The sequence below is a fragment of the Pseudalkalibacillus sp. A8 genome (assembly GCF_045920555.1).
Taxonomy (GTDB): domain Bacteria; phylum Bacillota; class Bacilli; order Bacillales; family Fictibacillaceae; genus Pseudalkalibacillus.
On record NZ_CP174509.1, the window covers coordinates 4,588,872 to 4,603,887 of the forward strand.

Annotated in this window: 12 protein-coding genes and 1 pseudogene; 2 read left to right on the forward strand and 11 right to left on the reverse strand. The window is 43.3% G+C overall.

Annotated elements, in window-relative coordinates; translation table 11 throughout:
• Positions 1 to 82 precede the first annotated feature (82 nt).
• The 8 genes from ACJROX_RS23565 to ACJROX_RS23600 form a co-directional block, all read right to left on the reverse strand.
• Positions 83 to 1,348, reverse strand: coding sequence for an exo-beta-N-acetylmuramidase NamZ domain-containing protein (locus ACJROX_RS23565; protein WP_408007640.1), 1,266 nt, complete (start codon positions 1,346 to 1,348; stop codon positions 83 to 85).
• A 60-nt stretch (positions 1,349 to 1,408) separates the two neighbouring features.
• Positions 1,409 to 3,115 carry a serine hydrolase gene (locus ACJROX_RS23570; RefSeq protein WP_408007641.1) on the reverse strand — a complete coding sequence of 569 codons (1,707 nt, stop codon included), beginning with the start codon at positions 3,113 to 3,115 and terminating at the stop codon, positions 1,409 to 1,411.
• Positions 3,116 to 3,651: 536 nt separating this feature from the next.
• Entirely contained in the window at positions 3,652 to 5,553 is a 1,902-nt protein-coding gene (nagE, locus tag ACJROX_RS23575; protein ID WP_408007643.1) for an N-acetylglucosamine-specific PTS transporter subunit IIBC, read from the reverse strand.
• Positions 5,554 to 5,970: 417 nt separating this feature from the next.
• Positions 5,971 to 6,357, reverse strand: coding sequence for a hypothetical protein (locus ACJROX_RS23580; protein ID WP_408007644.1), 387 nt, complete (start codon positions 6,355 to 6,357; stop codon positions 5,971 to 5,973).
• Positions 6,358 to 6,464: 107 nt separating this feature from the next.
• On the reverse strand, positions 6,465 to 7,622 hold the full coding sequence (locus ACJROX_RS23585; RefSeq protein ID WP_408007645.1) for a DEAD/DEAH box helicase: 1,158 nt from the start codon (positions 7,620 to 7,622) through the stop codon (positions 6,465 to 6,467).
• A 134-nt stretch (positions 7,623 to 7,756) separates the two neighbouring features.
• Entirely contained in the window at positions 7,757 to 8,563 is an 807-nt protein-coding gene (locus ACJROX_RS23590) for a DNA-3-methyladenine glycosylase family protein (protein WP_408007647.1), read from the reverse strand.
• 91 nt (positions 8,564 to 8,654) lie between these two features.
• Positions 8,655 to 9,203 carry a methylated-DNA--[protein]-cysteine S-methyltransferase gene (locus ACJROX_RS23595; RefSeq protein ID WP_408007648.1) on the reverse strand — a complete coding sequence of 183 codons (549 nt, stop codon included), beginning with the start codon at positions 9,201 to 9,203 and terminating at the stop codon, positions 8,655 to 8,657.
• Positions 9,203 to 9,784, reverse strand: coding sequence for a bifunctional transcriptional activator/DNA repair enzyme AdaA (locus ACJROX_RS23600; RefSeq protein WP_408007649.1), 582 nt, complete (start codon positions 9,782 to 9,784; stop codon positions 9,203 to 9,205). The genes ACJROX_RS23595 and ACJROX_RS23600 overlap by 1 nt, the downstream gene beginning before the upstream one ends.
• A 191-nt stretch (positions 9,785 to 9,975) precedes the next feature.
• On the opposite strand from ACJROX_RS23600, the gene ACJROX_RS23605 reads away from it, so the two are divergent.
• Both ACJROX_RS23605 and ACJROX_RS23610 read left to right on the forward strand, forming a co-directional pair.
• Positions 9,976 to 11,007, forward strand: coding sequence for a M14 family metallopeptidase (locus ACJROX_RS23605; protein ID WP_408007650.1), 1,032 nt, complete (start codon positions 9,976 to 9,978; stop codon positions 11,005 to 11,007).
• A 163-nt stretch (positions 11,008 to 11,170) separates the two neighbouring features.
• Complete coding sequence (locus tag ACJROX_RS23610; protein ID WP_408007651.1) at positions 11,171 to 11,917, forward strand: MerR family transcriptional regulator; 747 nt, start codon at positions 11,171 to 11,173, stop codon at positions 11,915 to 11,917.
• Positions 11,918 to 12,046: 129 nt separating this feature from the next.
• Here ACJROX_RS23610 and ACJROX_RS23615 read toward each other — a convergent pair.
• The 3 genes and pseudogenes from ACJROX_RS23615 to ACJROX_RS23625 form a co-directional block, all read right to left on the reverse strand.
• Positions 12,047 to 13,146, reverse strand: a pseudogene (locus tag ACJROX_RS23615) (Gfo/Idh/MocA family protein).
• A gap of 12 nt (positions 13,147 to 13,158) precedes the next feature.
• Positions 13,159 to 14,106, reverse strand: coding sequence for a formylglycine-generating enzyme family protein (locus ACJROX_RS23620; protein ID WP_408007652.1), 948 nt, complete (start codon positions 14,104 to 14,106; stop codon positions 13,159 to 13,161).
• Positions 14,107 to 14,147: 41 nt separating this feature from the next.
• A complete protein-coding gene (locus tag ACJROX_RS23625) occupies positions 14,148 to 14,942 on the reverse strand; it encodes an endonuclease/exonuclease/phosphatase family protein (protein WP_408007653.1) in 795 nt (264 codons plus the stop codon).
• Positions 14,943 to 15,016 lie beyond the last annotated feature (74 nt).

A 15,016-nucleotide genomic window follows, 5' to 3' on the forward strand; every position in this document is an offset into this window, starting at 1 on the left:
TTGTATCAAAAACACGATTTTTCAAAATGTTGTTAAGTACGGAGAGACTAAGACGCTTATGGTCAGCCCCGTGATAACCATTCTAGTAGATCAAGTATTGTTCTCGTGTTTCTTTGAATTGATCAAGTCCTTCCTGCCACTGGGCTTGAATTTCCTCAACAGGTTGGCCGTCTTCAATCGCATCTCGGACCCATCCGTTCCCGATCAACAGATCAAAGAAAGAAACACCTGCACTGTTTTCTGCACGGAATTGGAACTCTTCAGGATACAAATCATGGATGGTTTTTACGAGATGTAATCCTGTTTCAACAGGTGAGAACGCCTTTTTATCCGTTACATGAAGCTGTACACCATGACTCAATTTTCCGCTATGCTTCGAGAAGGTCGGCGTAAATGAAGCTGCCCTGAAGGTGACCCCTTTCAGATCCAATGCATTGAGTTCTGCTGCAAGTTCTGTACTGTTGATGAAGGGTGCTCCGATCAATTCAAACGGCTTCGTCGTCCCTCTTCCTTCCGACACATTTGTCCCTTCAATCAACGCTGCACCTGGATAGACGAGAGCTGTTTCCAGTGTAGGCATGTTCGGTGAAGGGAGGACGAATTCAAGCGGTGTTTCATCGTAATACATATTCCGTTTCCAGCCTTCCATCTTGACGACGGTCAGATTTGCGCCGATATCGAATTCGTCATTGAACAATTGCGCCAGCTCTCCGACTGTCATCCCATGACGGAGCGGAATCGGATACATGCCTACAAATGAACTGTAATTAGAATCAAGCACTGGCCCTTCTACTTTCGTTCCGCTGATCGGATTAGGGCGGTCCAGGACGATGAACGGGATATCGTTTTCAGCTGCTGCTTCCATCGCATAAGCCATCGTGTAAATATACGTGTAAAAACGTGTACCCACATCCTGAATATCAAACAGGAGCACATCTATGTTTTCCAGCATCTCGGGCGTCGGTTTTCTAGTTGATCCATAGAGGCTGTAAACAGGTAGTCCTGTCTCTTCATCAATGTAAAATTCGACATATTCACCTGCTTGAGCGCTTCCACGAACACCGTGCTCGGGACCATAGAGTGTAGTGAGATTCACATCAGGATCATCATGGAGCAAATCTACAATACTATTAAGCTCCTGATCGACTCCAGTAGGATTCGTGATCAACCCTACTCTCTGTCCTTCAATCAGGTCCTTCTGTTCATCCAGCAACACTTCTACGCCGAGCTTGAACTCCTTATGTTTTTCTTTTCCGTGACCCTTACCGTTGTTGTCATGAGCGAGCGCGACTGTAAGTGACGATAGTGCGAGAATGGATGTAAGCACCATGACCAACCATTTTTTCACGTCAATCCCTCCAATTTTTCAGATTTTGATTCCTAAAAACATCCAAAGCCTAGGTTAGGATTAAAACCTGCGCTGGTACCATCCTACTCCGGACCATTCAGGTTTCAACACCGTTCCATCTAGTAGTGTGAGTTTTAAGTTATCCAGATACCAACCTCTTCCATTCGTATAGGAATCTGTTTTATAGTTGAACCTTATGTGTTTCGTTTTGGCAGGAACCTGGACTGCTATCCCGCTCCAATCCTTGCTACCGGTCAACGGCTCATGGATCCGGGTCCAATTTTCACCATCCTCAGAGACTTCGATGTGTCCAAAATCATAATCTGATTCAAGCCTGTACCAAGTGTCAAAAGTCAATGTTGCAGATTCCTCTAAATCCACTTGTGCAGCAAGTGGACGTTCCAGGGTGTCTCCATAACCAGAAAACCATGCTGGACTCTTATCATTCATGGGAACTGGTATTGAATCGGCTACTTTTCTAGCGAATGCACGCCGTGCTACATTAGTAGATACGGTATTTCTCGTTGGATGTACACGGTTTGTCAGCAGGATGGCTATTGTAGCATTATTCAGGTCGACAACGACAGAGGTACCAGTATATCCGGTATGGCCGACAGTCGATTCAGAAGAAAGAGCATCCATGAACCATCCTTGCTGGATCTCCCAGCCTAACCCATGATCATCTCCAGGAAACTCCGGAATCTGGTTTTCTACGAGTAGTTTCACAGTATCTGGATGAAGGATCTGCTCATCTCCATATCTGCCTTCATTTACATACATATGGGCAAGTTTGGCGAGATCCTTAGCAGTAGAGAATACGCCTGCATGACCTGCTACTCCATCCAAGGACCAGGCATTTTCATCATGGACTGTTCCCCAGACGAGACCTCGGCCTGTCCATGGCTGATATTCCGTTGCAGCAATTCTTTCTTTTAAAGTGGAAGGCGGATTATACATCGTATCCTCCATCCCCAACGGATCTGTGATATTCTCTTTTACATATTGATCCAATCGTTTTCCTGAAAGACGTTCTACTAGTGCACCGAGCGTGATCATGTTCAAATCGCTGTATGTATAAGCCTTGCCCGGTTCATTTTTTAGTGGATGGGCGAATACGATCTGTAATCGATCCTCCCTGTTTTCTCCTTGCGTATAGAGTGGAATCCATGCGGTAAATCCTGAGGTGTGGGTCATCAGTTGTCTGATAGTCACTTCTTCTTTTCCATTTTGGGCAAATTCCGGGATATAGTCTGCAACCGGGTCGTCCAGATTAAAGGCGCCGTTTTCGTAGAGTTTCATTGCAGCTGTAGTCGTGAAGATCTTACTGATCGAGGCAAGGTCGAAAATGGTATTTTCTTGCATCCTGACTGGGTTTTCCATTTCATTTTTGCTGTCATCGGAATATCGTGCCGCATATCCATATGCTTCTTCTTTGACGACATGGCCTCTCCTGGCAACAAAGGTGACGGCACCTGGCATAACTTCATCTTCAATCATCGTCTCCATGACTCCATCGATTTCATGCAAAGGCGCTTCTCTCATTCCTGCTGCTTTCGCGGATCCTGGATGGAGGACTGGTGATATCGGTCCGGGTTCTCCCCACGAAAACTCAGGGTGTGCGTTATTCATTGCAGTTTTGCTTTGATGCTTTTCAATCGACTGTTTGATGGGGTGTTGTCCTTCTGCATTCGAAACATGACCACTCACAAATAAACTTGTACCTCCTAACAATACGGCCAAAGCAATCGGTAAGGATTTCTTTTCCATAGCTCCTCCTTGTCAAGTTTGTGATAGAAACTCACGGAACCCTCCCTCCCTGAATTTGTAAGTGTTATCAAAATGTAGTTTAAGAGTACCTAAGCTCCAAACGGGTTGTCTATACCACTTAAGTCCCTGACCACCGATTTATCGTCCGTTAATCGTGACATTGGAATTGGGTAGATTTCTTTATTTTTGAAATATTATGACATATTATAACTGGAGATTAGAAGTATTGTTTCGCAAGATGGAAAAGGTTGAGGACAAATATTCCACTATTTGTGACAAACAGGGGTTGGAGGACATCTGGTCCTTTATTTGGGTAAAACGCCGCTGATTTTAAATGATTTTTCGCAAATAAGGTCTGTGGTGGCCGCTATAAAAATACCATGTGGATCAATTTATAAAAGTGGAAAGGAGCTGACCCATAAGTGTCTGAGTCCCTCCGTACTTAACAACATTTTGAGAAAAATCGTGTTTTGATACAAAATGTTGTCTTGGAGGTGTCGGACACTTATCTTTTGGGTCAGCCCCTTTTTACATGATTATGAATCAATATTTATGATCCCGTGTTCTCCTCGTAGAACCTTGCCCGTTTTCTTTAAGACTACCTTTTCGTTTTCTTCTAAGTTGGTGAATACGATCGGAGTTACGACCGAGCGAGCGTTCTTCATCAGGTAATCGAGATCCAGCTCGATCAAATTCTGCCCTTGTTTCACCTCATCGCCAGCTTTAATATACGTTTTGAAGCCTTGACCATTCAGTTCTACTGTATCTAGACCGATATGGATCAGAATCTCATAACCTTGTCTGGATTCGATTCCGATTGCATGCTTGGTAGGGAATATATTGGCGATCTTCCCGTCGACAGGTGAAGTCACTAGATTGCCAGTTGGTTCAATGGCGAATCCATCTCCCATCATTTTTTCCGCAAAGGTAGGGTCATCCACTTCTTCAATCGGTATCACGTTTCCATCGATTGGAACTGTAAAATCACGAGCACCCATGTTCGTTTTCTTGCTTTGCTTCACCTCACTATGAGATGGACTGGAAGCTTCTTCGTATGATCCCCCGGCCATTTGCCGTTGCATGGAAGTCGCGACGAACTCGACATTCGTACCGACGATGACCTGGAGATTGGTCCGGTCCATTTTCATGACGCCTCTTGCACCATGCTTTTTCAACCCTTTTTCGTCGACCGAATCCATGTCAGCAACCTTTAAACGTAAACGGGTCGCACAGCTGTCAAGTGCTTGAATGTTTTGTTTGCCACCAAGTGCTTGGAGGAAATGATGAGCCATCACATCATGTTTATTGCCACTAGGTGTTCCGGATTCTGGTCCTTCACTTTCTTCTTCATTATCATCTTCGCGCCCCGGCGTCTTTAAATCCAGCGCTTTGATAAGGAAATAGAAAACGACAAAATAGATTGCCGCATATACCAGACCCACACCGAATAGCAGCCACTCACCTTTAGCAATACCAAGGTTCAGGAAGAAGTCGATTGCTCCAGCCGAAAAACCGAATCCATGATGGATATCCAGAACATAGGCTACTACCATTGCGCTTCCAGTAAGAAAAGCATGTACACCATACAAGATAGGTGATAAAAACATGAATGAGAACTCGATCGGCTCTGTAATTCCTGTCAAGAAGGAAGTGAAAGCCAATCCGATCAACATCCCTGTTACAGCTTTCTTCTTTTCCTTCTTAGCTGCCGCAATCATCGCAAAACATGCAGCAGGAAGTCCAAACATCATGATCGGGAAAAACCCAGCCATAAAGATACCGGCTTCAGGATCACCGGCGAAGAAACGATGCAGATCTCCAGTAGCGCCATTATATTCGCCAAATACGAACCAGACAAGACTATTGAGCACATGATGCAGACCGATCGGAATCAGCAGGCGGTTCATGAAACCATAGATTCCTACTCCAGCTGCTCCAGCATCGATGATCCATTGACCGACTGCATTGATACCGTCTTGGATCGGTGGCCAGATGAAGCCAAAAATCGCCGCTAGTACAACCATCGCCCCAGCCGTTATGATCGGAACGAAACGTCTGCCGCCAAAAAAACCAAGATAATCAGGAAGTTCAATGTCATAAAAGCGGTTATAAAGTAATCCCGCCACTACACCGGACAATATCCCGCCAAGGAAGGCCATATTGATGTCTTCATTTATAGCCTGTGTCCCCTGGGTCAAGATAAAAAATGCCACCGCACCAGCTAACCCTGCTGCTCCATTCGAATCTTTTGCCAAACCGATAGCCACCCCGATTGCGAAAAGCAATGGAAGATGGTCAAAGATGGCCGCACCTGCAGCTGCAATGAATGGAATACCCATTAGATCATCTTGTCCTAACCGTAAGAGCAATGCAGCTGCAGGCATGATTGCAATCGGGAGCATCAAAGCTCTCCCAATACGTTGCAAAAATCCTAACATAATCAATCCTCCTTTTACTATTAGAAATATTCAGAAAATAATACCTAACATACATAGATATATCAAAAAAACCTCAAAAATAGTTTTAAAATTTCATAAATAGGATAAAAGTACGAAATATAATTCCCAGATTTCTTTTAAGAGAAATATATGAAGCCTTCATAAGGACATTTCATCCGCTTTATGGCAATGGACTTGTCTTATGACACCTTCATACGCCATAGAAAGGGAATGAATTTTGCAAAAATCAAATCAGCCATCCTCCTCTAAAAAAGTGAGAGCACAAAAAAAGGTTGAGAAATCCCTTCTATAGCTAGAAGCAACTTTATACATCCCTTTCGCTCACCTTCTTCATCCTAATAATACTCCGACCCGGCTGAAAAAAGGTGTGCAAAGACACACAATATCCATTAAATGTTACGGTAAATGAAATTTATAGTTTGAATTGATTAGATATCCTTTAAAAAGAAAAGCGTAGTGATGATCTTCAGCTTTCAACGTTAAATGTTCTGCCTTTCCGTCATCTCCCCTTTTGAATAAGAGCCTGCCTGATGGTTTTTCAAAACTTATTTCGGCTGCATTTTCTCTCGGACAAGAATTAAGCGAATCGACTATCTCTTTTATTTCATCTGAATCCTCCGTAGTGAAATAGGAATTTTTCAGATTTACCTCGATCGAGCTGACTTCATATGTAATCAATTCTTTTCGGAATATGTTTTTACAGGATTGATCATAAAGCATGGAGGAAATGAAAATGACAAGAGTCAGAATCGTTCCAATAATAAGGATCAAAATTTTTTTCATATGGGGACCTTACTTTTCATGACTAGAAAATATTGGATATATTTAAGGTTTCCTTATTCATATCAGAATCCCTTTTATAAAAGAAAAAAATGATCGGCTATTATCAGCTAATCATTTTTACTTCGTCTATTTTGTTGGTGTTTTGTGGCAGATTTAACGTCCACTTCCATCCTGTCTATTCTTTTTTCGATAGCAGCTTCAATCATTCTCAGGGTGTTACGATCTTTTGAAGCAATGAAGGTGATCGCCATTCCTTTTTCCCCAGCTCGCCCAGTCCTGCCGATCCGATGGATATAACTCTCCGTATCCTGTGGTACATCATAATTGAAAATGTGTGAAACCCCTTCGATATCAAGTCCCCTCGAGGCTACATCGGTCGCAATCAACATATGGATTTCGCCATTTCGGAAACGTTTCATGACATCCTCACGCTTTGCTTGAGACAGCCCGCCATGCAGCTCATCTGTCAAATATCCTTTTTCTGATAAAGCATTATGCAGTTTACTTACCCGCCGCTGCGTCCGGCAAAAAATGATCGCTAGAAACGGCTGTGTCTCTTTGACCACTTTCAATAATGCATTCTTCTTTTGGCGGTCCGTCGTTTCTACCACATACTGTTTGATTTCTTGAACGGTTTTGGTCGTCGTTTTTACTTTTATTTGTTTAGGAGAACGCATATAACGGTTAGCGAGCTGCCGGATGTCATTCGGCATCGTTGCAGAAAAAAGCGCTGTTTGCCTCGATTCATGAGTATGATTGATGATTGCTTCGACATCCTCTAGAAAACCGATATAAAGCATTTGGTCTGCTTCATCCAGAACAAGCATCGAAACATTTGAAAAGTCGATTGTCCCTCTTCGGATATGATCCAAAATCCTGCCTGGTGTCCCGATTACGATATGTACACTATTTTCAAGCTTTCGGATTTGTTGAAGTACATCCTGACCACCATAAACCGCTAGAACTTTGATTTTCTCATCATCTGTCAACTTGTATAGCTCATTTGTCACTTGCAGCGCCAGTTCTCTTGTCGGCATGATGATCAAGCCCTGGATGACATTTTGATCGGGACGGATTTTCTCCAGCATCGGGAGGAGGAAGGCATAGGTTTTGCCTGAACCTGTCTGAGCCTGGGCAACGATATCTTCCCCTTTTTTTAAAAGAGGAATTGATTGTACCTGTATTTTAGTAGGATGGGTGATACTCTGATCCGCCAATTTTTTCATATACTTTTGTGATAATCCTAATGTTTTAAAGTCTGTCATATATGTCACCTGTTCTTCCCATGATCTTAAACAATTATTAAATGTTTGTTGGTATTTTTTCAATAAAGAAAGCCAACTTATCTCTTAATCATGATTTAAAAAGTATACTTCCGGTTTCAAAATTTGTATATAGACTAGCTAGATAAACTTCTCCATAGATAAAATACAGCGTAAGCTTCCCAATTCTCCCAACTGGAAAAAAGCTGGCGGATTTCTTCAGGAGCAGGCTTTGTTTCCCTCCCAAGGAGTTTTTTCAAAGCATTCTGCAATCCAGCATCACCGATCGGAAAAGCAGAGGGATCCCGCAAGCATCGCATCATAACATAATGGGCGGACCAGGGACCTATTCCGCGGATGGATAACAGCTTTTGTTCAGCATTTTGTAAATCTTCCATAAGCGATTCCTTCGTCAACGAACCATTTGCCATCATCTCCGCGATGCCGATGATATATTCCGCTTTCCTAGCTGTAAACTGGAGCTCTTTTAAATCTTCACTCATTAAACAAGTTATTTTTTGAGGTTCTGGGAATAGCCAGAATATTTGTCCATTATACTCTACACTTTTCCCAAAAGCTTCAACAAATCGTCTTTTTACCGTATAAGCAAACGGCAAATTCACCTGTTGGCCGATCACTGACCAACAAAGAGCTTCAAACAAATCAGGTACACCGATCACTCGGAGTCCATAGAAGTTTTTTGTCAAACCGCTTAATAACGTGTCCTGTCCAGCAATTTCATAAAATGGCTGCAAGTCCGTTTTAAGATCGAACCATTCTATAATATAATTTGTGACATTCCTATAAACAGATTCAGTGCTTGGAGGGCCTGTCACAAAATCCACCTGGATCATGCCTTCCTCGTTTTCTTTGATTTCAATGATCGTTGTACAGTCTTCAACCATCAGAAGTTTATAGACCTTCTCTTCCTTAATCGAATGCATGCATTCCAGAGGAGATCTTTTCAGATAATGAAGGGTTTCAGCAAAACTGAATTCATGTGGAGACCTGATTTTAATGCATTTTAAACTTGAATCAAAATTGAAAGCGGGCGTGTCCCTGTTTCGAGTAATCATGAAATCCCTCCAGTTGAAGCAATTTTTCTTTCGTTTGCAACCCGCCTCTGAACCCCGTCAGTGCAGCATTTTTTCCGATGACACGGTGACAAGGAGTGATGATCGGAACCGGGTTTGCACCGTTAGCTGTTCCAACTGCCCGGACTGCCTTCGGATTCCCTAAGGCATCCGCAATCTCTGAATAGCTACGGATTTGACCATAAGGAATATTCGTCAATTGTCTCCATACAGACGTTTGAAAGGTGGTACCTCTGAAATCGAGCGGAACATCGAACTCCTTCCGTTCTCCATTCAAATATTCCTTCAATTGAAGGATATATGGTGCAAGGTACTCATCGTCTTCTACAAGGATGGTGTCTGGAATCCGCTTTTCCACCCATGTTTTCAAAGTATCAAACGTTTCAGAAGGCCAGGTTATCCGGCATAAGCCTTTTTTTGTGGCCGCGATAAAAAGTGGATCATTTTGGAACATCGGATGTGTAAAGGTGCTCCAATAGACAGTCGTCATCATTTTTCCCTCCTAGTTACAGATTGATTATTTATTCGATATTCGATGGGGGTACACCCTGTCGTCTTTTTAAAGACAGAGGAGAAGTGCGAAACACTGTTGAATCCTACAAGTGGAGAAATTTCCGCAATCGGTATCTCCCTTTTTAAAAGTAAACCTTTTGCTGCTTCCATTCGTTTCTGCAATAATTTTTTCGAAGGCGTCATACCCGTCATCCGTTTATAGACACGTTGCAAATGATATGGGCTCATATTCAGCTCTGTAGCCATATGGGAAAGCGTCAAGCTCTGCGGGTATTTGTGTTGGATCATCTTATTTATTGACTTCACAACTTCTGCATCGGGGCCATGTTTACTCGGATTTTCCGGACGACATCGCTTGCATGGCCGGAACCCTGCCTCTCTAGCTTCTTCAATACTTTTGAACACCTTGACGTTTTCTGGTTTCGGGGTTCTTGAACGACAGGACGGTCTACAGAAAATCCCAGTGGTAACAATTCCGACATAGTACTGTCCATCATAACGTGTATCACGAGATAAAATCGTTTCATAGACTGATTTGAAGACTTGTTCTGAATCCATTCACTTCTCCCTCCTTATCTACTCAAATTATAAACCAACCAATCATCCGTGATAACACTTCAGGAATAGGACAGCAAAAAATCGACAGTGGAGCAATTCATTCGTTTTTTTGAATAGTTTGGTATACAATTTTTAACATACATTTGATAAGGAGAATGAAAAGATGATTGTACAGAAAGCGGCTTTGGAACATGTTGAAGGAATTTCGAGATACATATAAAGAAACCCACTCAGCAGAATATATTGAAAGAGTCATGTACGATTACAACTGGCAACGGAAAAATATGACCAACCATTGTGAGGACACCATCTATTCTGATCCTCTGGCACAAGATTACTGGGGTGTCGACTTGAACCGCAACCACTCTGTAGGTTCTGTTTATGATGGTTATATCGGTGCATCAACTGATTGTACGAGTGCGGTCTACGCTGGTCCGGAAGAAGGTTCAGAGCCTGAGGCGCAAAATCTGATCTGGCTCGCAGAACAGAATCCGAATATCAAATTCGGTATGAACATTCATAGCTACGGTGGTTACTTCATGTGGCCTCCAGGTGCTTATACGGAAGATCGTACGACGTTACCACGACCGACTGCTGGTGAAGAAGCGTATTTCTGGCAAGCCTCTGAAGTGATTCTCGATGAAATCAAAGACCACCGCGGTACAGTCATTTTACCAAGCCGTACTGGCCCGATCCCTGATGTACTATACTCTGCAGCAGGAAATTCCGCTGATGCTCTCTGGTACGATTATGGCATCTATGCCTGGGACTTCAAGGTAGGTGCAGACATCTGGAACGAAGGACAAGGCCGCTGGCAGGCTGTCGGTTTCCAGCCTCCTTTTGAAGAAGGCCATGAAGAAGCGATGGAATTTGCGAATGGTATGAACGGCTTGTTCAATGTAGCCTATCAATATGCAAAAGATAAGAAACCGCCTACCTCCAAAATTGAGCCAGGGAAAGAAAAATATGAGGATCCTGTCGAGATATCCTTCGAAACGAGTGAACCTGCAACCATCTACTACACACTCGATGGTTCGAGAACGACCTTTGAATCTGATAAAATCCAGATCAAGGATACAAGGGAAGGTGCTGAATCATTGTTGATCGAGGAAACGAGGACCATCCACTGGTTCGCAATGGATGCAGCGGGGAATATCGAAAAGAGTTACAAGCCAGACGGCAAAGGAAAGAACTACAATAAAGCGAAGATTACAATAAAATAGTTGTTATGTGAGGCTGCCGATATTTGTAGGCGGCCTTATTTACATTCTGGCGTAGAGTTTTGTAATGATACATAATCTCTGGAATAAATAAATTTACATATTCTTGTTGACTCTAACGTTACGTGATACCTTAAAGTAATCATTAAAGGGAGGTTGTAAAGCCATGAAAGTGAAAGAAGTAGCTGACCTGGTCGGCATCAGTGTGCGCACACTGCATCATTATGATGAAATCGGATTATTGAAGCCGGATGAGACGACAGAAGCTGGGTATCGCCTTTATTCGGATGATAATCTTGAAACCTTGCAACAGATCCTATTTTTTAAAGAGCTTGGCTTCCCTTTGAAAAAGATAAAGGAAATCATCAACAGTCCATCCTTCGATCGGCAGGAGGCATTGAAACTCCATCGGAAGATGTTAGTTGAAAAACGTACCCGCCTCGACAAGATGATTTCCACGATCGACAAAACGATTGAACACAAGAAAGGAGCAATTCAAATGACGAATAAAGAGAAATTCGAAGGATTCGATTTCAGTCAAAATCCTTATGAAAAAGAAGCGCGTGAACGCTGGGGTGATGAAGCTGTCGATAAATCGAACGCTAAACTGGCGAGCATGACAGAAGAAGAACGGAAAACATTAGGTGATAAGATGAACGAGATTTATCGTAACCTCGCCGATCTTCGGGACACATCGCCTGAATCAGAAGAAGCACAAGCTGCCATCAAAGAATGGTACGTTTTCTTGAACAGCAACTTCGACCATTATTACACACTTGAAGCCTTCAAAGGATTGGGCCAAATGTATGTGGATGATGCACGGTTCACCAAAAACATCGACCAATTCGGTGAAGGACTGGCGAGATTCATGCGGGATGCAATGGCAGTCTACGCAGACAAAAACAAAGAGTGATTTTTTTGGATGCGGGGCTGATGAGAAAACCTATGGAGAAGATGAGAATCTCCATGGGTTTTTGTTCGTGCTGTTTCCGTTTCCAGCATAAAATCTTCATCCATAAACGACTTAATGTGGACCCCTCCTCTAATCTGCTTTTGATTGTTCAACTTCATCAGTGATATGGATCGCATCCCGTTGCGCAATCAGGCACAATTCCGCTGCCTTGAATGTATGGGATTGTTTCATAGCATTCTCAGTACCGTTGATACAATCCAAAATCAGTTCCCCAAAGTACGGAAACCCTACTTTCCCACTCAATGAGAAATGCTTTTCTCCGTGATCGTTCACCAGATAAAGATGATCGCCATCCTCTTCCCTAGCAATGTCAATATACTTCCGCATCTCTATATATCCCTCGGTACCAAGGATGAGTGTTCGGCCATCTCCCCATGTTCGGAGTCCATCTGGCGTCAACCAATCGACCCGAAAGTAATTCGTAGTACCATTATCAGCTATCAAACTTGCATCCCCAAAATCCTCGAGCTCTGGATGATCCTTATGCTTGTAGTTTCCGACTTTGCTATGGACGACTTTTGCATCTTTCGCATCAACATAGTAAAGGAATTGCTCAATCTGATGACTGCCGATGTCACAGAGGATTCCGCCGTACTCCTCTTTTTTGAAAAACCAGTCCGGTCTGCTCTCGACACTGATCCTATGAGGTCCTGATCCCTGTACCTGGACAACTTTGCCGATCGCCCCTTGTTCGATAAGCTGACCTGCAAATACAGCACTTTTAACATGCAGCCGCTCGCTATAATAGACCGCCCAGATCAGGCCGGTTTGGAATGTTTTTTTACGGGCCGCTTCTAATTGCTCTAAGGTTGTGAATGGGGTTTTGTCGGTGAAGTAATGCTTCCATGGTCCATCACCTTCAAGCCTAAGTCACACCGTCGGGAAGGGATGGCAGCTCCGGCTACCAGTCTGATAGACGGGTCATTTAAAATCTCTTCCTCAGATGAAGCAACCTTGACTTGAGGGTAGACATTGCAGAAGTCCTGTACTTTTTCAGAATCCGGATCATAGACCCATTTCAATGTCGCCCCCGCTTCTGTCAACCCATTGCACATACCATATATATGACCATGATCCAACGCCATGGCAGCAAACTGGAATTCCCCTTCGTTGACGACAGGCTCACTTTTTCCTTCTGGCGCATAATTCATACCGTCTGCTTTTTGCATCCTATAACCTCCTTAATGATCCACATCCGCTACACAGCGGAATCCGATATTTCCAGTCGAACTATCTGGAGAGTTCGAGCTTCTCGCTGCCACCCGGTAGCGATTGCAATAGGATTTATGACAAAGGTAGGAACCGCCTCTCATCGACTTCACTTGACCTGAAACAGGTCCTGTCGGATTTGTGTTTGTACTTTCAAGGTGGTAACGAGGGCTGAACCAGTCGGAGCACCACTCCCATACATTCCCGCATACGTTATACAGGCCAAAGCCATTCGGGTCATAGGCATCGACTGGCGCCGTCCCTTTGTATCCATCCCTTGCAGTGTTTTTATTCGGAAATTCACCTTGCCAGATATTACATTGATGCTTCCCGTTCACAATCAGATCATCACCCCATGCGTAGGTTTTTTGCTCCAACCCGCCACGGGCAGCATATTCCCACTCTGCTTCTGTAGGCAGTCTCTTTCCAGCCCACTCACAATACGCTTGAGCATCATTCCAGGAAACATGGACGACAGGATGAGCCAACCAATCCTCTACTGTCGAGCCTGGCCCTTCCGGCTGTCTCCAGTCAGCTCCCTCAACTGCTATCCACCAGGGAATATTCGGGACTCTTTGTGGTTTCTTGGCCCACACCTTTTCAGCTATAAAATGATGGAATACGAAGGACCAGCCGAACTTTTCTGCTTCCGTCACATAACCAGTTGAATCGATGAACGCTTTGAACTGTCTGTTTGTAACTGCATGAATGTCGACATAGAAAGGGTTCAAACTGACTTCTCTTGCTGGACCTTCTCCATCTTTCAGAAAGCCTCCTCTACTGTCCGTCCCCATAATGAAGGTTCCACCGTCAAGAAAAACCATTCCCTCCTTGGAAAGGTCTTTCTTCTCGATGGTTTTCGTTCCTTTTTCCATTCTTTGATGGTCTTGGTTTCTTCTTGGTGCACAACAATTCTTCATTTTTCTCCTCCCACTACCAATGTTTGTTACATTATGTTCCCTCAAAATTTTAATGTGGTGATGACGGGATAATGGTCTGACGGATAAGCACCGTTAACTTCACTGTTATCAATCTCGCTTTTCACTACCTCGACATCTCGTGTCGTAAAAATATAGTCAATCGGTCCCCCTTCCTTTCCACCTTGAAAGCCGTGGAAAGTCTTTCGGAATGTACCTTCCAGTTTGATAAATGAGTCCTGTAAGTTTGCAGATCTGTCAAAAAGCTCTGCTTCTCCCCGTAAAAAGCGGACGACTGGATCATCAGGTTCACTGTTAAAATCCCCAGTCAAAATCACAGGGAGCTTCTTTTTCCGATGCTGTTCATTTAATTTTTCTGAAATCAAGTGGATTCCATGTTCCCTCGCAGACTGGCTTATATGATCAAGATGGGTGTTATAATGGATGAATTCCTGGTAGGGTTCTTTCTTGAATCGGAAATGCCCCCACGTACACACCCTTGGAAAATCACTTTCCCAGCTTATACTGTTTGGTACATCCGGCTTTTCAGACAACCAGAATTGGGCTGATTCAACTACTTCCAATTTCCTATGATCATAGAAGATCGCACAAAACTCATCCGTCATACCTCCGCTTCTTCCTTCGCCTATCCAGTGATAATCAGGCCAATCCTTACGTAAAGCTTCAATCATATAAAGCAGACCTTCTTGAGTACCCATTACAATAGGTTGATGTTTCTTTATGATAGAAGATACTTTTTTTATTCGATGAGGCCATGAATTCGCACCATCCTGAGGAAGATCTACCCTTAAGTTAAACGTCATCACTTTCATATCCATTTAATTTCCTTCCTTAATCAAAAATACGTGAAATTGCTTCGTATTCCTTTAAATGTGAAAAAAGGATCAACCAT